The 17615-nt window shown below is 64.2% G+C and carries 16 protein-coding genes and 1 tRNA gene; 13 read left to right on the top strand and 4 right to left on the bottom strand.

The annotated features are described in order from the left end of the window. Positions 1-486: 486 nt before the first annotated feature. Complete coding sequence (locus tag AAC023_RS04515) at positions 487-927, top strand: hypothetical protein (RefSeq protein WP_339738566.1); 441 nt, start codon at positions 487-489, stop codon at positions 925-927. Between the two features lie 6 nt (positions 928-933). On the opposite strand, the gene AAC023_RS04510 is transcribed toward AAC023_RS04515, so the two are convergent. Then, complete coding sequence (locus AAC023_RS04510; protein WP_339738564.1) at positions 934-1848, bottom strand: fatty acid desaturase family protein; 915 nt, start codon at positions 1846-1848, stop codon at positions 934-936. Positions 1849-2022: 174 nt separating this feature from the next. Between AAC023_RS04510 and AAC023_RS04505 the strand changes: the two genes are divergently transcribed. Next, positions 2023-3393, top strand: coding sequence for an FAD-dependent oxidoreductase (locus tag AAC023_RS04505; RefSeq protein ID WP_339738562.1), 1371 nt, complete (start codon positions 2023-2025; stop codon positions 3391-3393). On the opposite strand, the gene AAC023_RS04500 is transcribed toward AAC023_RS04505, so the two are convergent. Next, positions 3390-4250, bottom strand: a complete 861-nt coding sequence (locus AAC023_RS04500) for a hypothetical protein (RefSeq protein ID WP_339738560.1) — start codon at positions 4248-4250, stop codon at positions 3390-3392. The two genes, AAC023_RS04505 and AAC023_RS04500, sit on opposite strands and share 4 nt — an antisense overlap. Positions 4251-4390: 140 nt before the next feature. Here AAC023_RS04500 and AAC023_RS04495 point away from each other — a divergent pair, with 140 nt between their 5' ends. The 4 genes from AAC023_RS04495 to AAC023_RS04480 all read left to right on the top strand — a co-directional run bounded on the left by AAC023_RS04495 (position 4391) and on the right by AAC023_RS04480 (position 8169). Next, positions 4391-4843 (top strand): potassium channel family protein, encoded by a 453-nt coding sequence (locus AAC023_RS04495; RefSeq protein WP_339738558.1) that lies wholly within the window; start codon positions 4391-4393, stop codon positions 4841-4843. 89 nt (positions 4844-4932) lie between these two features. Beyond that, positions 4933-6942: an acetyl/propionyl/methylcrotonyl-CoA carboxylase subunit alpha gene (locus AAC023_RS04490; RefSeq protein WP_339738556.1), complete on the top strand. Its 2010-nt coding sequence runs from the start codon at positions 4933-4935 to the stop codon at positions 6940-6942. 96 nt (positions 6943-7038) lie between these two features. Beyond that, a complete protein-coding gene (locus tag AAC023_RS04485) occupies positions 7039-7500 on the top strand; it encodes a DUF805 domain-containing protein (protein ID WP_339738554.1) in 462 nt (153 codons plus the stop codon). A 126-nt stretch (positions 7501-7626) separates the two neighbouring features. After that, positions 7627-8169 carry a hypothetical protein gene (locus AAC023_RS04480; protein WP_339738553.1) on the top strand — a complete coding sequence of 181 codons (543 nt, stop codon included), beginning with the start codon at positions 7627-7629 and terminating at the stop codon, positions 8167-8169. Here AAC023_RS04480 and lipB read toward each other — a convergent pair. Continuing rightward, positions 8149-8880, bottom strand: a complete 732-nt coding sequence (gene lipB, locus AAC023_RS04475) for a lipoyl(octanoyl) transferase LipB (RefSeq protein WP_339738551.1) — start codon at positions 8878-8880, stop codon at positions 8149-8151. The genes AAC023_RS04480 and lipB overlap by 21 nt on opposite strands. 77 nt (positions 8881-8957) lie before the next feature. Here lipB and AAC023_RS04470 point away from each other — a divergent pair, with 77 nt between their 5' ends. The 7 genes from AAC023_RS04470 (at position 8958) to AAC023_RS04440 (ending at position 15758) form a co-directional block, all read left to right on the top strand. Then, on the top strand, positions 8958-9206 hold the full coding sequence (locus AAC023_RS04470; RefSeq protein WP_091771596.1) for a FliM/FliN family flagellar motor switch protein: 249 nt from the start codon (positions 8958-8960) through the stop codon (positions 9204-9206). A gap of 62 nt (positions 9207-9268) precedes the next feature. Next, positions 9269-9355, top strand: a tRNA-Leu gene (locus AAC023_RS04465). A gap of 112 nt (positions 9356-9467) precedes the next feature. After that, complete coding sequence (mgtE, locus tag AAC023_RS04460; RefSeq protein ID WP_339738546.1) at positions 9468-10859, top strand: magnesium transporter; 1392 nt, start codon at positions 9468-9470, stop codon at positions 10857-10859. 40 nt (positions 10860-10899) lie between these two features. Further along, on the top strand, positions 10900-11859 hold the full coding sequence (locus tag AAC023_RS04455) for a hypothetical protein (protein WP_339738544.1): 960 nt from the start codon (positions 10900-10902) through the stop codon (positions 11857-11859). Positions 11860-11925: 66 nt separating this feature from the next. Beyond that, on the top strand, positions 11926-13953 hold the full coding sequence (locus AAC023_RS04450) for a glycoside hydrolase family protein (protein WP_339738543.1): 2028 nt from the start codon (positions 11926-11928) through the stop codon (positions 13951-13953). Positions 13954-14001: 48 nt separating this feature from the next. After that, on the top strand, positions 14002-15174 hold the full coding sequence (locus tag AAC023_RS04445; RefSeq protein ID WP_339738541.1) for an isovaleryl-CoA dehydrogenase: 1173 nt from the start codon (positions 14002-14004) through the stop codon (positions 15172-15174). Between the two features lie 77 nt (positions 15175-15251). Next, positions 15252-15758 (top strand): lysozyme inhibitor LprI family protein, encoded by a 507-nt coding sequence (locus AAC023_RS04440; protein WP_339738539.1) that lies wholly within the window; start codon positions 15252-15254, stop codon positions 15756-15758. Between the two features lie 22 nt (positions 15759-15780). On the opposite strand, the gene AAC023_RS04435 is transcribed toward AAC023_RS04440, so the two are convergent. Next, positions 15781-17526 carry a patatin-like phospholipase family protein gene (locus tag AAC023_RS04435; protein ID WP_339738537.1) on the bottom strand — a complete coding sequence of 582 codons (1746 nt, stop codon included), beginning with the start codon at positions 17524-17526 and terminating at the stop codon, positions 15781-15783. Positions 17527-17615: the final 89 nt, after the last annotated feature.

The raw sequence follows: 17615 nt of genomic DNA, 5'->3' as shown, positions 1-17615 counted from the left end.
AGTTCGGGCCGTCACCCCTCTACCCGGACAGGCTGCACGCTTCCAACCGCCGCGAATGACTGAGCTCACGCCTCCCGTGCGACCGGAACGAGGTGATTATGCGCCAGGCGCGAGGGGGTGGGGATAACATCGCCGAAAATTCGTCATCCCGACCCCCGCCTGCGCGGGCGTGGACTCCAGCCGGGACCTCGATATCAAGGGCTCCGACCCTGTCGCGTCGAGGTCCGGACTTGCGTCAGGATGACGTGAGATAGTTTGCTGATGGTGGGGATAGGCGGTTGAAGTCTGGTACCCGACACCCCGCCATGATCCCGCGCTGAACGGCTGCTTCCGGCTCATTTCGGCCTGTTGCGAATTGGCACCACCCGCTGAGGTAAATCCGTTTGCATCTTGCACGCGGGTGCCCGCGCCCTTTTATCTGGCGGCCGGAAATCGGGTGGGACTATGGGGGTGGTTCGAATTTTGGCGGCATTGGTTCTGGGGCCAATGACAGCGATTGCAGTGCTCGCAGTCGGCGATCACCTGGCATCGGGTCCCCGGACCCGTCCGCCGGAGGCCGATGTAAGCGCTGTCCGAATCCTGCCTGTCACCCATGGTGCAGGACAGTCCTGTCACGCATCGCAGATTGATTTTCCCGGCAAATATAGCTTCGCAGGGTCTGACGCGCCGCCGATCATCCTCGTCCACCCGGAGCCGGGCAATCTCGATATTGCGATCGACATGATGCAGCCGGCAGAAGCGGTCATGGTGTGTGACGAGCGCGATGACAGGACAGGCGTGTGGGCGGGGATTGTCTATGGTGGCACACGCGAACAATGCCGGCTGGATCCGGTTCCCCGGTCGGTCCGCGCCTATGCGGGCCCTTGCCGCAGCGGCTGGATCGAGTTGCGCCATATCGCCGGAAGCGCGCCGGTCACGCTGCCCTAGGCCTGGCTATGGCGCGGCGTCAGCTTCGGCATCGTCCGTCCGCACCGCTTTCTTGAGCATCGCGCGATAGCTTGGCGCGCTCGAACCTTCATAGCCCTCGAAATAGCCCCGCTCACTCAAAACCCGGTGGAGTTTGGGCAGGTTATACGGCGGTATGGCGGCGAAGAGGTGGTGTTCGAGGTGATAATTCACGTAGTTCGGCGCCACCAGCGCGCGCTCGATCCAGTTGGCGTGGGTGGTGTGCGTATTATTGCGCGGTTCGGTATCGAGCCGGTCGATGGCGACGCCGTGTTCGCCGATATGGCGCAGGCGCATCACGGCGGGGAAGATCAGGATGCGCGCCGCCCACCACAGCGCGATCGCCCACAGGGCACCGGCGGCGAACAGGGCGATCATCATCACCAGCTGGAAAACGAGGAAGGGAAGCTTTTCGGCGAGGACCGGGTTTTGCCATGAGCCGATCAGCTCGCGCATCCCGGTCTGGCCGGTCAGGTCGCGGGTGAATTTCCGGCGCAGGCTGGCGGGCGTGACCGGATAGTCCTTGACGAGGCCCTTGTCGGGATCCTTCTCGGTGCCGGCATATTTATGATGGTCGAAATGATAGGCGCGATAGGCGAGGAAGGGGGCATCAATGGCGGCGCCGCCAATCCACTTGCCGACGAATTCATTGAGCGCGCGGGTGTGGAAGAGCGAGCGGTGGGCGCAATCATGCATGATGATGGCGAAGCTGAGCTGGCGTCCGCCGAGCAGGGCGATGGCCGTCAGCATGGTGAGTGGATTGGGCCAGAGGATGGCCAGTCCATAGGCAAGGATGACGAGGGCGAAATCGCCCGCCAGCATCAATCCACCCTGCCAGTCAGCCGGACGCGACAGCTCGCGCAATTCCTCACGCGACAGGCAATCGGACAGGTTGGACGCCATGGCATTTCCTCCGCCATCACTATCGCGCAAAAGGCGCCGGGCCGCCAGACGCAGCAAACAGGCGGCGGCGCGTCCGGGCGAGCCGGGATTGCCGGGTGACAAGGTCTTGATTTGCGCGGACTATGGCTGCCGGGCACGGGGTCATGTGAGCAAGGCGTGATGGCGTTGAGATGTATGAACCGACGCAGCTTGCTGGCCGGTCTGGCGGCGATGCCGCTCTTGCCGGCCTTGTCGGCGGCGCAAAGGCGCGCAGGCAAGGCGATCGTCATCGGTGCAGGCGTGGCGGGGCTGATCTGTGCCCGCGACATGATGCGGGCCGGCCTGGAAGTTGTGGTGCTCGAGGCGCAGACGCGGATTGGTGGCCGTCTCAAGACCAGCCATCACTGGGCCGATCTGCCGGTGGAGCTTGGCGCTTCCTGGATTCATGGCGTCACCGGCAATCCGGCCGCCACCGCGGCCCGCAGCGCCGGGCTGGAATTATTGCCCACGGATTATGCTAATCGCGCCGTTTATGAAGCCGGATCCGGTCTGCTCGGCCGGCAGGCCCTGGCGCGGCTGGAAGCGGTTGAACGCCGCCTCGAACGCCATATGGAGAGCGCGCCGGGTGATGCGCTGGCGCGCGCTTGCCGCAGCCGTCCGCGTGGGACGGTCGCCAACCGGATGGCGCGTCAGGTCAGTCTCGATGCCTCCGGTGCCAGCAAGCGTCAGCGGGCCCAGTTCGCGATCAACACCATTGTCGAGCATGAGTTTGGCAGTGATTTCGAACGGCTTTCGCGCTGTTTCTGGACCGAGGGCGAGGATTTGCCTGGCGGCGATGCCTGGGTGACCGGCGGGCTCGACCGGCTGGCGCGAGCGCTGGCTGACGATCTGGATGTCCGGCTCAATCAGCGGGTCGAACGGGTCGCGTATCACGGCAGCGGGGTCTCGGTGACGACGTCTGCCGGCGCCGAGCATGCCGATGTGGTGATCGTGACAGTGCCGCTGGGCGTGCTGCAGGCGGGGCATATCCAGTTTGAGCCGGGCCTGCCATCAACCAAGCTCGAGGCGATCAATGCGCTCGGTTCCGGCCTGCTCAACAAATGCGTGCTGCGTTTCGATGCGGTCAACTGGCCGCGCAGTATCGAGCGCTTCAACCGGCTTGCCGATGCGCGTGGCGAATGGAGTGAATTCGTCAATATGGCCGCCTATGGCGAGGGCGCGGCGATCATGGGGTTCAATGCCGGCTCGTTTGCCCGCGAGCTGGAGGGCGCCAGTGACCGCACGACCGGCCAGTTGGCGACCGAGGCGCTGCGCTCCATGTTCGGCTCGAGCTTTCCCGAACCTTCGGCGGTGCAGGTAACGCGCTGGGCCGGCGATGAAAACGCCTTTGGCAGCTATTCCTTCCCGGTCGAGGCGACACGCGCCGATACGCGTATCCGTCTGCTCGATGCGGTCGATAACCGGATTTTCTTTGCGGGCGAGGCGACCTCGACCAATGCGCCCGGCACGCTACATGGCGCGATGCGGTCCGGACGGGCGGCAGCGCTTGCGGTTGTGGAGCGCTAGGCGCGCTTGCGCCGTGGCCAGACGCGCCCGGCGACCATGCCGGCCAGAACAGCCCACACAGGCAGTGTGGCGAGCAATCCGGCCTGGGCTTCAAACATCGCTGCGGTCGCGAACAGCACTACCATTACCGCACCGCCGCGCACGCGTCGCCGTTCCAGCGGCGCCCCATTGGCATCGCAGACGCTGGTGATGGCCGGGCAGGTGAGGATGAAAATCGCGCTCAGTGCGGTCAGGATTAGCGCCGCCAGGCTCCAGGCCGGATTGACCAGGCCCAGGGGCTCCAGTGTCAGCGCGCCCCATTCGCCGCCGCGCTGGACGACGGCAAACATCGAAAAACTGGTCGCGAAGGCGGCAAATACCAGGTTGAGGGTGCGCTTGCGGTCATAGAGCAGGTCGAGGGCCATCGCGAAAGCGGCGACCAGGCCCATCGCCCAATAGCCGTCAAGGAACACCGCCATCCCGGCCAGCACGGTGACGATTGCGAGGTCGGTCAGCTTGGCGGCTTGCCCGACCGTGCGCACGACAATGCGGGTTGCCATCAGCGCCAGCGCCAGCACCCACAGGGCAGGGGCATAGCCCAGGATGAGGGCGGCGACGGTCAGCGCCATGGCGATGAAGGCAGCCTCATTACGATCGGGATCAACCTCGCGGCCGAGCGCCCAGGCAAGGAAGGCGGCCAGCAGACCCGCCAGCCCGGCCGAGGCGGCGCCGGCCAGGCCGGCATCTCGCAGGACGAAGGCGGCGGCGCCGGTTGCCAGCGCGATCAGGGGCAGGAGAATCAGCACGGCCCGATTGGTCGGATATTGCGGCTCCAGCGGGCGCGCGATCGAAGACAGGCGGTAGATCGGCTTGGACATGATTGGCTCCTCGAATCCCTCTCGCCCATCTTGGCGCGGATCGGGCCGCGCGCGAAGAACAGTCTTGCGATTTGGCCGTCATCGGCTTTACTGGCAGCAAGGCGAGCCCATCAGGCGGCCCGGCGGCGAAGGGCAAGAACATGATCTGGGCAATACTGGTTTCCTTCGCGATCTGTTCGGTCACCGTCGTGATGCATATGGGCGGTCTGGTCTTGCTGATGGCATTCATGCGCGCCCGGACCGGCCGTATCCGGCCGCATCAGAGCATGGCGCGCCAGACCGGTTTCATCATGCTGATCGTGTTCGGCCTGTTCGCGATCCATGCGGTCGAGATCTGGAGCTACGCCTTGCTCTATCTGGTGCTGGGCGAGTTCTCGACGCTGGAATCGGCGCTGTATTTCGCCACCAGTACCTTCACCACGCTCGGCTATGGCGATGTGCTGTTGTCGCAGGAATGGCGCCTGGTCGGGGCCATTGAGGGCTTTAACGGCTTCCTGCTGATCGGCTGGTCGACGGCATTCCTGGTGACGGTGATCGGAAGATTGCGGGCGATCGAGTTTGACTGGCTCGACCATCATCTCGAAGGCGATTGACCGGTTACACACCACGACTTGCTCCATGGGCGCGAGCCACGCTAAACCGGAGCCTAACCGGGCGTCCGCCCGTCTTGCCTGGGGCCGCAATGTTCAAGAAAATCCTGATCGCCAATCGCGGTGAAATCGCCGTGCGAGTTATCAAGACCTGCCAGCGCCTGGGTATTGCCACTGTGGCGGTCTATTCGGAAGCCGATGCCGACAGTCTCGCCGTGGAAATGGCCGATGAGGCCGTCTTCATCGGACCGCCGGCGCCGGGCGAGAGCTATTTGCGGCTTGAAACAATCCTTGAAGTGATCAAGCAGACCGGGGCCGATGCCGTGCATCCCGGGTTTGGCTTCCTGTCCGAGAATGCCGCCTTCCCGATCGCGCTCGAGAAGATCGGCGTCGCCTGGATCGGGCCGAATGTGCACGCCATCGAGGCGATGGGCGACAAGATTCGCTCCAAACAGCTCGCCGCCAAGGCCGGCGTCTCGACGATTCCCGGCGCCGATGGCGAGATCGCCGATGCCGACACCGCTGTCGCGGCGGCTAGGGCAATCGGTTATCCGGTGATGCTCAAGGCTTCCGCCGGTGGTGGCGGCAAGGGCATGCGCATCGCGCGCACCGAGCAGGAGACACGCGAGGGCTTCGCCGCTGCGCGCAATGAGGCCCGGACCGCCTTCGGCGATGACCGTATCCTGATCGAGAAATTCATCGAGGAACCACGTCATATCGAGATCCAGGTGCTTGGCGACAAGCACGGCCATGTGATCCATCTCAATGAGCGCGAATGCTCCGTTCAGCGCCGCAATCAGAAAGTCCTCGAAGAGGCACCATCGCCCTTCCTCGACGCCAAGACCCGCGCCGCCATGGGCGAGCAGGCCGTCGCGCTCTCGGCCGCGGTCGATTATGACAGCGCCGGAACGGTCGAATTCATCGTCGACAAGGATCGCAATTTCTATTTCCTCGAAATGAATACGCGGCTGCAGGTCGAGCACCCGGTGACCGAGATGACGGTGCAGCTCGATCTGGTCGAGCAGATGATCCGCTCTGCCGCCGGCCTGCCGCTCGAGCTGACCCAGCGCGACGTCAAGATCAAGGGCTGGGCCGTCGAAGCGCGGCTGTATGCGGAAGATCCCTATCGCGGTTTCCTGCCATCGATCGGGCGGCTCAAACGCTTTACCGAACCGAAATCCGGGCCGCTCGGCCAGGGCGAATTGCGCATCGATGCCGGGGTCAGGGAAGGCGACGAGATTTCGCTCTTCTATGATCCGATGATCGCCAAGGTGATTGGCTATGGCAAAACCCGCGAGATCGCCATCGACACGCTGGCGGCCGCCCTCGACCGTCTGCATGTCGAGGGGCTGCAATCGAATGCGCCCTTCCTCTCGGCCGTGCTCGACGAGGCGGATTTCCGCGCCGGGCGCATCCATACCGGCTATATCGACCAGCATTTCCCCGACGGTTTCCACGGCACCGCACCGCGCGAGGACCAGCTGACATGGATGGTCTGTGCCGCCGCCTTCGTGCACGAGACTTTCGTGCGCAGGGCCGCGCAGATCGAGGGTCGGATCACGCCGCCGCCCGCACCGGGGCCACGCGAATGGATCGTCCTGATGGACGGGCGTCGCTTCCCGGTCGAAATTGAACTGGGCGGACCGGGCGAGGCCCGTATCTGGGCGCCGACACTGGCGGAACAGCCATTCGAGCTCAAGACTGGCTGGAGCGCCGGTGCGCAATTATTCGAAGCCGAGATCAATGGTCAGGCCTTCGCGCTGGAATTCTCCGACCGCACGGAAGGTTACCGTCTGCGCCATCGGGGCTATTCGGCGGTCGCTCTGGTCTGCTCGGCGCGCTCGGCAGAGCTTCATCTCCTGCTGCCGGAGAAGGAAAAGGCCGATACGTCCAAACTGGTGCTGAGCCCGATGCCGGGACTGGTGGTCTCGATCGCGGTCGAGGCGGGGCAGGTGGTCAAGGGCGGCGAAATTCTCCTGGTCGTCGAGGCGATGAAAATGGAAAATGTGATCCGCGCCGACAAGGACGGGGTGATCAAGACCGTATCCGTGACGCCCGGTGCGTCTGTCGCCGCCGACGAGATGATGATCGAGTTCGAATAGGGCGCGCCAACCCCCGTCGATTCAATCAGCCCCCGAATTTGTCTTCACAAATTCGCGTATTAGGCTAATCTTTGACCTTTGCACGGGGAGAATCTCATGAACTTTCAGCAATTTATTATCGATCCCAAAGATGCCAAGCGCATCCTGATCGGCGCCAAAGGCAAGCTCGGTCCCATGGAGTTCGCCCAGGGTCTGGTGGCGATCATTGCCGGATCGCTGATTCTCAACCTGGTATCGCTGGTGCCGGGCATCGGACCGCTGATCAGCCTGATTGTTGGCCTGGTTCTGGCCTTCGCCTGGGTCTGTATTTTTTCCAAACGCTTTCATGATGCCGGCCAGTCCGGCTGGATGACGGTTGCGGCGATCATCGCCGTAGTGGTCATATCGATCGTGATCGGCGTGATTCTGACCCCGGTTTTCGGCGGCGTCAGCCTGACCGAGATGAACAGCATGCAGACCATGAGTTCGGGGATCGTGATCAAGAATATGATCACCAGCGTGCTCGCGAACGCTGCTGTCGGCTATTACATGTTCAAGCTCAAGCCCGCCCTGGTTTGAGGCCGGCTCCGGTCCGGCACGCACTGACCCGGCCGTTTCTCAGCCTTCACTGCCCCATTCCGGTTGACGCCGCGGGCGTTCACCCGGAATGGTGGCGTGTGTTCGCTTGAAAGGTCTGGCTGTCTGATGAATCCGCTCGTTCTCTTCCTGCCCGTCTATCGCGCGTCTGTGACCGCCTATCTGCTGGGCCTTGCCGTTCTGGCATTGCTGGACGCGATGCGGATGCAGTTCGGCCTGATCGTGATTCCCTCCGGCATCGCGCTGATCGCGATCTGGTTCTTCGTCTATGCCGTGCATGCCAATCGCCGCCGCCATGCGGGGCGCGAGCCGGCGCTGGCTTTGTTGCCGGTTGGGGCTGCCGTGCTCGCCAAGGGGGTCGCGGCGGTGGTGGGGATATTCCCGGGTCTGGTTGCGGCCATGACGGATTTCGCCGAGCGCAATGGCGTCGATACTGCTGACGACCAGGCCTTTGCCGAGGCCATCAGTCAGCCCGGCTTCCAGGAAGCCTTCCAGAATGATTTGCTGGCGCAGCCCGAATTGATGGACACGCTGACTGCGGGCATGGCTTGGCCATCCTGGTTCGGTTTCTGGCTGGTCATCGCCCTGTTTGCGATCTGGTTTGCGCGTATGCGCCCACCGGCCGCGCCGTCAGTCGCACCGGACCTCTGAGACATCGGCCAGCGCGGTTTCAGCCCGCTCAGGCGGCGGCACTATGCGTGCCGGGCCGAAAATCTCGTTGAAGCCGAGATGCAGCGCGGCGTCGAAATCTGCCAATGAGGCCTTGATGCCCAAATCTTCCAGGCTGGTTACACCGTAGAGCGGGTTGGAGATACCGCACGGCGTAATGCCACCGAAATGCGAGAGGTCGGGTGCGACATTGAAGGCGATGCCGTGGAAGGACACCCAGCGGCGCAGGCGGACACCAATGGCGGCGATCTTGTCCTCCCGGCCGCTATCCTGGCCGGGGTCTCGCGCGACCCAGACACCGACCCGGCCCGCACGCGTTCCGGCCTCGACCCCGAAACTGGCGGCCGTCGCGATCAGCCAACGCTCCAGATTGCAGACGAATTGGCGCGCGTCCCGGCCACGCCGGGTCAGATCGAGCATGACATAGGCCACGCGCTGGCCTGGCCCGTGATAGGTGTATTCACCGCCGCGCCCGGTGGTGTGGACGGGAAAACGGTCCGGCATGAGCAGATCGTCCGGCTTGGCCGAGGTCCCGGCGGTGTAGAGGGGCGGGTGTTCGAGCAGCCAGACCAGTTCATCAGCAGCGCCGCTGGCGATCGCCGCGACTCGTGCTTCCATGACCGCAACAGCCTCAAGATAGGCCACCGGTTCCGGCGAAATGGCCCACTCGACAGGGCGTGCTGAATTTTCCATCCGTCTTAACCCTGCAGAAACCGGTTCGGTCAAACATCATCATTCCAGCGAGAGATCGCAAGCCCAGGAGTATGTAGTTGAGCCAGCTCGGCGCCGTGCAGATCGAGATTGCCGTCCTTCTGGGACGCTCGAAAATGCCAATCCAGCAATTTCTGCGGATGGGGCGCGGAGCCGTGATCCCGCTCGATAGCGGCGAGGACGACCAGGTCTGGATTCTGGCCAACAATCATCCCATCGCCCGCGGCGACGTTGTTTTGCAGGGTGATCGCATCTCAATCACCATTTCCGGGGTCGCTGATGCGAATGAATTCTTCGCAGCTGCTTAAACTGCGGTATTAAGCACTTCACAAGGGGAGGGGATGTTGCTATCTCCGCGCCTCTTCCACGTGCGGTCGTGGCGGAATTGGTAGACGCGCAGCGTTGAGGTCGCTGTGGGGTAAAACCCGTGGAAGTTCGAGTCTTCTCGACCGCACCATTACTTCTCGAAATGGCCTGTAATTATTCGGCGCAGTGAGCCCAGGCTCTCTCGCCTTTGCGGCGCTTGCGTCCTAGTGTGCCGCTGAATCAGCCAGCGCATGGAGGGCCGCATGAGCGATACCGCTTTTGAAGAAGACCTCTATCGTGAAAGTTCGGCGCGCGCCGATACCGATCCCGAATTCGTCGCCGAGCTGCGGCAGGCGATAGCTGACCTCGATCCCGACCTGATCCGGCAATTGCTGGCGCCCCTGCATGCGGCCGATATCGCCGATGTGCTGGAACAGCTCTCTGCTGGCCAGCAGGGCATTCTGGCGGAGCTGACCCCGGACATCTTCTCCGGTGACGTCCTCGCCGAGATGGATCCGAGCACGCGTGATGTGGTGATGGATTATCTCCATCCCTCGCATCTGGCCGCCGCCATTGCGGAACTCGACAGCGATGATGCCACGGAAGTGGTCGAGGAGCTCAACCCGGCCCGGCGGGCGGCCGTGCTGGCGGAAATCTCCGACATCAATCGAGAGGCCGTTGAATCGAGCCTGGCATTCGATGATGAGACCGCCGGCCGCTTGATGCAGCGCGAATTCGTGGCGGCACCGGACTTCTGGACCATCGGCCATGCCATCGATCACATGCGCGAATCGGCTGACGATCTGCCCGACAAATTCCATGACCTGTTCGTGGTCGATACCGGCTTTCGCCCGGTTGGCGAGATTCCGGTCTGCCGCCTGCTCAGCGCCCAGCGTGATGTCCATCTGACCGACATCATGGAGCCGCCGCGCATTCTGGTGAAGCCGGAGACCGACCAGGAAGAGGTCGCCTATCTGTTCCAGAAATACCATCTCGTCTCGGCCCCGGTGGTCGATGAAGCCGGGCGGCTGACCGGTATGCTGACCCTGGAGGACATGGTTGATGTTATCCAGGACGAGAACAAGGAAGACATGCTTGCGCTCGCCGGCGTCAACGAGGCCGGCCTCGCTGACACCGTCCTGATCTCGGTGCGCTCGCGCGCGCCCTGGCTGCTGGTCAATCTGTTTACGGCCATCCTCGCATCCGGCGTCATTTCCATGTTCGAGGGGGCGCTGGAGCGGGTCGTGGCTCTGGCCGTTCTGATGCCGATCGTCGCTTCGATGGGCGGCAATGCCGGGACACAATCTCTCGCCGTTGCCGTGCGGGCGATCGCCGAGCGCGACCTGACCGCAGCCAACGCAGTGCGGGTGATCTGGCGCGAACTGGCGACCGGTGCGATCAATGGCGTCATCTTTGCGGTTCTGATCTCGGCGGTGACCTTGCTCTGGTTCCAGGACTGGGAAATAGCCGCCGTGATCGGGATTGCCATGATCGTCAACCTTTCCCTGGCAGGTCTGTCGGGTATTCTGATCCCGCTCGGCCTGGTGCGCGCGGGGGCCGATCCGGCGGTTGCATCCTCGGTTTTTGTCACGACCGTGACCGATGTCGTCGGCTTCCTGGCGTTTCTGGGGCTGGCGACAATCGTTCTCTTGTGATGATATCTGACCGGGTTGCGGGCCAGATCTTGGTGGTGGAATGGTGCATTTGATCAAATTGCTTGCCGCAGCGGCGCTGGTTTTGACGCCGGCAGGCCTGGCCCATGGGCAGGGACGTTGGGAATCGGCGGCCCGTCTCGATGTGCCCCGTGCCGGCCTGGCTGTGGCCGTGCTGGACGGCCGGCTCTATGCCGCTGGCGGAGCGGGGCTGACCTCGCCGCGCGCGGAATTCGAGGTTTTTGATCCGGGCCTCAATCGCTGGATGCCCGAAACATCGCTCCCGCGCGGCCTGGAGCGATTCGGCATGGCCGCGGTCGCGGGCCGCATTTATGCGGCCGGTGGCTATGCGCCCGGCGAGCTGGGTGTCGAGCCCACCGCCTCGATGTGGTCCTGGTCGCCCGATGGCGGCATCTGGCAGAGCGAAGCGGCCATGCCCGGGCCGAAGGCTGATTTTTCTATGCTGGCCTATGGTGAGCGTCTCTACGCGATCGGCGGCACGCGCGACGATAACAGTATTTACGTCTTCGACCCTGCAGCACGCAGCTGGGAAACCGTCGACATTCCCGATGATGTCACCCGGCGTGGTGCCGCGATCGTGGCCTTCGACGGCCGCATCTACGTGATTGGCGGCTCCCTGCGCGGCGAACTCTCCGCCCGCGTTGATATTTATGACCTCGAAGCGGATGCCTGGAGTGCGGGCCCCGAACTGCCCGGTGCCAGCACGGGCATTGCCGCTGTGGCTCATCATGGCCGCCTGCACGTGTTGGGCGGGACCGGGACGGATGGCGAGCAGCGGCTGACCCTGCGACGCCATGCTTCCTGGCAGCCGGGTGAGGCAGGCTGGCGCAGCGAGCCCGATCTGCCGTCTCCGCGCACGGCCGCCGATGCTGCCGCGCTTGAAGGCGGTATTTATCTGATCGGCGGCGGCAGCGGTGGTGGCTTCTTCGCGCCGTTCACGGCGATGGACACGACGGATGTCTTCCTCGATGAGGCCAGTTAGGCCGTCCGGCATCGGGCTTGCAGTTGCTCAGTATTGATGCAGCGACGGGTCTCGAAACAGAACACGATGAAACCGCAAATCAAATCTTCTCCGGCGGCCCGCGCACTTATTGAGCGGTTCGAGCCCTATCGCGAACTTGCTGCCCAGGGCAGCGACGGACACTGGCGTGTCGGCTTCGGTCACCGGGCCGCGGCCCGCGAGGGTGTCAGCGTTTCACGCGATGATGCCTCGCTCCTTTTGATCTATGATGTGATGCAGGCGGAAGCGGCGGTTGACGAGATTATGCCGGCCCGGCTCCCCGATGCGCAACGCGACGCGCTGACCTCCTTTGTTCATGATATCGGGCCGGCCGCCTTCCGGAACTCTGATGTGGCTCGCTATATGTTCGAGGGCCGTGTCGAGGCTGCTGCCGAAGCCCTGGCCAGCTATGGCGAAGGCGACCCGGCCCGCCGCGAGGCGGAAAGCGCCATGATACTGGCCGGGCTCGCCCCGGAGCGCGCCGTCGAGCACAAGCCGGCCATGGTCGATGTCGTGATCAAGATCGAGCACCCTGGTGATGCCGAGGCAATAGCCGCTCCTGTGCAGCCCGCCACGCGCCCGGCCTTGCCCGGTTCGATCCTGCCGCCGCCCGCGCCGCCCGTCCTGGCGCGTCAGCTCGCCGCCCGCCGTGAAGCGGAACAGGAAATTGCCCGTATCCTCGCGACTGTCGGTGCGATGCCGCAAGAGCTCGAGGCGACCCAGCCTGATACAATTATCCCTGAGGCGGAGTCTGAGCCTGCCTCCGACCTCGCGCCTGAGGCTTCGACTGAGCCGGCGGTCGAGCCCCTAGCCGAAACCGGGGCCGAACCCGTTTCCGATCCGGGCGATGACGCGATTGAACAGCCTGTCAGCGAGCCGGCCGATGGACAGGGCGACGGGCCGGTGGGCGCTATCGATGGCGATGATAGGCCGGAACAGGCCGACACAGCCGAGCCGCTTGAGCCTGAGCCGGCCGAAGCCGGCATGATGGCGCCGGCGAGCGAGGCTGAGCCGGCCGCGCCTGAGGCCGATCCGGCGCCGGCCGCACTCCCGGCTTCCGCGCAGGTGATGGCACGGATGGCGCAGGAAATGGCCCAGGCCCGCGCCGAGAGCGGTGAGGGGCAATCGAGCCCCGCCGCGCTGACGCAGGGCGAGCCTATGCCCGAGGGCATCAGCCTGGGCTATGTGTTTGCCGGCGCGATCTCGGCCACACTTGTGCTGGACAGCTTGCCCGAAGGCGAGCCGGACGCCGAAGAGCCGGAAATGCCTGCGTCCGGGGGTGACGAGCTGACCGATCCGGCCGCGGCCCCGCTGGCTGCCGATATCCGGAGTGAAGATTTGCTGGCTGCACAGCCAGAAGCTGAAGCAGAACCTGCGCCAGAAGCCGCCCCTGAAATCGCGTCCGGGCCTGAAGCCGAGAATGAAGCCGAGGATGAAGCCGAGGATGATGTCGAAGCGGGGGGGGACGCGGCGTCTGACATTGAAGCTGATATCGAGGCCGTGGACGGCGCTGGAGCCGGGGCTGATGAAACTGCGAGCGGCGCGGCGGTTGATCTCCCCCTTGCTGCGGCGGCAATCGTTGAGCGTAGCCTGGCCGTGTCGGGTGATGACACACCGCCACCGCATCCCGCCGACACGCCGGCTCCGAGCGCCGGCGCTGTTGGTGATATAGCCGGTGAAGGTGGCGGTATCCCGGCCGACCATGATCGAGCCCATATCGATGAGCTGGCAGGACTGTCCGAGCTGACCGAGGACGAGGCGGATGGTGATGATCCCTTCTCGCCGCGCGATCTGGTAGGCGAATCCGGTGTTTTCATCGAGAGCAAGCCAACTTCACCTCCGAGTGAGGAAGATGGTTGGGGCTTTCTGGCGACCTTGATCGCGGGTCTGGTCGTTGCCGGTGCCGGAGCGCTGGATATCTACGGCGACTGGCCGCGGGTCTGGGTCGAGCGCGATCCCACCTGGGGCGTGCTGGCAACGGTTGGCGGCGCCTTCCTGGCCATCACTGCCGGCTGGATGTTGTCATCTGTGCTGGCTGCCAAACGCAGGCGCTACCGCGCTGGTCAGGCCGAATAGGGCAGGCTCTATCTTGACCGGCCCGGCCTGAGTGCTATGTCGCTGGGCATGATCTCCAATCAATATCCTTCCCTCGACTTCGACCTTGGTGAAACTGCGGACATGATCCGCGACACCGTCCGTTCCTTTGCGTCTGACGAGATCGCGCCGCGCGCTGCGGAAATCGATCGCTCCGACGTGTTCCCCGCTGATTTGTGGGAGAAAATGGGCGCGCTGGGCCTGCTCGGGATTACCGTGCCGGAAGCCGATGGCGGCACCGGTCTTGGCTATCTCGAACATGTCGTCGCGATGGAAGAGATCAGCCGCGCCTCGGCCTCGGTTGGTCTGAGCTATGGCGCCCATTCCAATCTCTGCGTCAATCAGCTGCGCCGCTGGGGCAATCCCGAACAGAAGGCGCGCTACCTGCCCAAGCTGATTTCCGGCCAGCATGTCGGCGCGCTGGCGATGTCGGAGCCCGGTGCCGGCTCGGATGTCGTCTCGATGCGGCTGAAGGCGGAAAAGCGCGGCGATCATTATGTGCTCAACGGCAGCAAGATGTGGATCACCAATGCGCCGGCCGCCGATACGCTTGTCGTCTATGCCAAGACCGACGCCACGGCCGGTTCGCGCGGCATTTCCGCCTTCATCGTCGAGCGCGATTTCAAGGGCTTCTCCGTTGCCCAGAAGCTCGACAAGCTGGGCATGCGCGGCTCGGAAACCGGTGAGCTGGTGTTCGAGGATTGTGAAATCCCGGCCGAGAATGTGATGGGCCCGCTCAATGGCGGTGCCAAAATCCTGATGTCCGGCCTCGATTACGAGCGCGCGGTGCTGTCGTCCGGTCCGATCGGCATCATGCAGGCCTGCATGGATGTGGTGATGCCCTATGTGCGCGAGCGCAAGCAATTCGGCGAATCGATCGGCTCCTTCCAGCTGGTCCAGGGCAAGCTGGCCGACATGTATGTGCGCATGAATGCGTCCCGGTCCTATGTCTATGCCGTGGCGAAGGCCTGTGACCGCGGCCAGACCACGCGCAAGGATGCCGCCGGCGCAATCCTCTATTCCGCCGAGGCGGCGACCCAGATGGCGCTGGACGCGATCCAGTTGCTGGGCGGCAATGGCTATATCAATGAATACGCCACCGGCCGCCTTCTGCGCGATGCCAAGCTCTACGAGATCGGCGCCGGCACATCGGAAATCCGCCGCTGGCTGATCGGGCGCGAATTGTTCAACGAGAGCGCCTGATTTCGCTCCGGCTCGCGCTGGACCGGATGAGGGGAAAGGCGCTAGGCTGACGGTCTCGCTGCACCGATGAGGCCCCCATGCGCATTCTGATGCTTGCCGCCAGCCTGTCGATTGCCCTTTCCGCCTGCGCCGATGCGCAGAAATCGGGCGAACCGGCGGTGCAGTCCATGCCGATGCTTTCGGCAGCCAATACGATCGAGGCCTGTCTGGGCCGTTATCCCGACATTGCGGCGCGCGAGAGCGAATGCATTGGCGAATACGCCAGTGCCTGCATGCGGCTGAGCCGGGATGGTGAGACCAATGCTGGCATGATCCGCTGTACGGTTGAGGAATATGAGGCCTGGGATGCCCGGCTCAACGTGTCCTATGGCGCCTATATGCAACGGCTCGAAGCCCCTCGCGATGCCGGCCTGCGGGAGGCTCAGCGCGCCTGGATGGCGCTGCGTGATGCTGATTGCGATTTTTCCGCCTCGGCCTATGAGGGCGGCTCGATGCAGCCGCTGGTAAGCGCGGGCTGCCGGATGGACTATGCCGCCCGTCGCACGCTTCGCCTGCTCAGCTGGCTCGAAGGCCCGCCTTACTGATCGCGGCTGCGGCAAGGCGGCTTCAGCCGACACGCGCCGGCAGGCCGAGGCGCGCGCGCATGTCATCGCTCAATCCCGCCAGCATGCCCTGGGCGGCCTCGAAGCCGGCTTCCAGCGATTCGTCATAACGTTCCCAGTCCCGCAGATCGACCGTGGTTTCCGGCAGGATCAGAAGATCGGCCGCCTCACGCCCGGTATCGCGGTCATCGGCGACACCGACCGTGGCGGCGCGCATCAGCAGGGAGGCGATCGGTGGCAGGGATTTGAATCCGTGCTGGCGTACCCAGCCGAAAAAGCTGGGCGGATCGATGAAATCATCCGGGTCGAGGCCCTGGGCACGGCTGACATCGACCCCGACCACCGAGCCCCGATGGAAGGCGCGCATTTCGCGGGCCGGGAAATTGGTGAACACGGCGCCATCGACCAGGATCTGCCCGTCCTGGACAACCGGCGGCAGCAGGCCGGGAATGGCGACGGTGGCCCGCAGGGCTTCGCGCACCAGGCCGCTGCGGTGCACGAAGGGGCGGCCCGTGGCGAGATTCGAGGACAGGCAGAAGAAGGGGCGTACCATGTCGGCGATTTCGGCATCGCCGAAATGTTCCTTCAGGCGGGCATTGACCTTGCGGCCCTTGGCCAGGGAGATGACTGGCAGAGTCCAGTCGTCCAGCGGGTTGGAATCGACGAAGGCGCGCCGGATCCGGTCCTCCAGCTCGTTATCGCTCCAGTCCAGCCCGATCCCGGCAGCGATGATGCCGCCCATCGAGGCACCGCCGACGAAATCAAACTTCATCCCCGCCTCGCGCAGGGCCCGGATCGCGCCGATATGGGCATAGGCACGCGCGCCGCCGCCGGAGACGATCAGCCCGACCGACTGGCCGGTCAGTGTCCGCGCCAACCTTTCGGCATCAATGCGATCATGGTCCTGGCGCCAATGGAAGACCCGCGCCGCCTCCGAAGCCGTGGCCCATTCCTGTGGCCGTGAAGCTGCTGTTGTTCCGCCAAAATGCAGCATCACGACGTCGATCAGCTTGAGCTTGGCAGCGGGTGAGGGATCATCGGGAAGAAGCGGTGTCGAGGGGCGGGCATCGGCACGCGCCAGCAGCCAGATGCGATCAGCCCGGCCCATCGCCCGCCGGGCCCAGACCGGATCGCCCAGACGCGCTGTCAGCAGCACGATATCATGCCCGGTTTCGAGTTCCTCCAGGCGGCGGCCGCTCCACTCCGCGCAACTCTCGTCGCAAATGGCGCAGCTCTTGCCGCTTCGGGCGAGAGCATTCTTCAGTTCGGCAGCGCGGTAGGCGAGATCAATTGTCGGCGAGCTGCTGATCAGCGCGAAGACCTTGGGCTCTGCAGTCAGATTCCGCTGGCTCCCGCGCAGGCGTGCCAGCATCATGCGCGCCAGTTCGCGCATCAGGCTGGCATGTTTGCGGGTCAGCTTGTCGAAACTCGCCTTGGGCAGGCGCACCAGCTCGGTATCGCGCAGGGCATAGACGCTTGCGCTGTGCGGGCTTTCATCGAGCAGCGACATCTCGCCGACCGGCTCGCCGGCGCGAATATAGCCAATCAGATTGGGCCGCCCGAGTGCCCCGCCGCGGAAGGCGGCCAGCGCACCGGACCGCACCAGATAGAAGGCATCGGCCGGATCGCCTTCGCGGAACAGCATCTGTCCGGCGGGCAGGCAGAACCATTCAACTTCGGCCTCCACCGCATTGAGGGCAGATTTCTCCACTCGTTTCAGGAAGGGCAGGAAGGAGAGATTGAGGACCATGAGGCGTCGGGCGAATCTTCAAGCCAGCCGGCAGGCGGGCAAAACGGATGATTCGGAGGAAACCACGGACAGCCGTCCAGCGCAAAGCG

The organism is uncultured Maricaulis sp., assembly GCF_963976135.1.
In the GTDB taxonomy this organism is placed as follows: Bacteria; Pseudomonadota; Alphaproteobacteria; order Caulobacterales; family Maricaulaceae; genus Maricaulis.
Note: the sequence above shows the minus strand (reverse complement) of the source record. Positions and strands in the feature narration are given on the sequence as shown.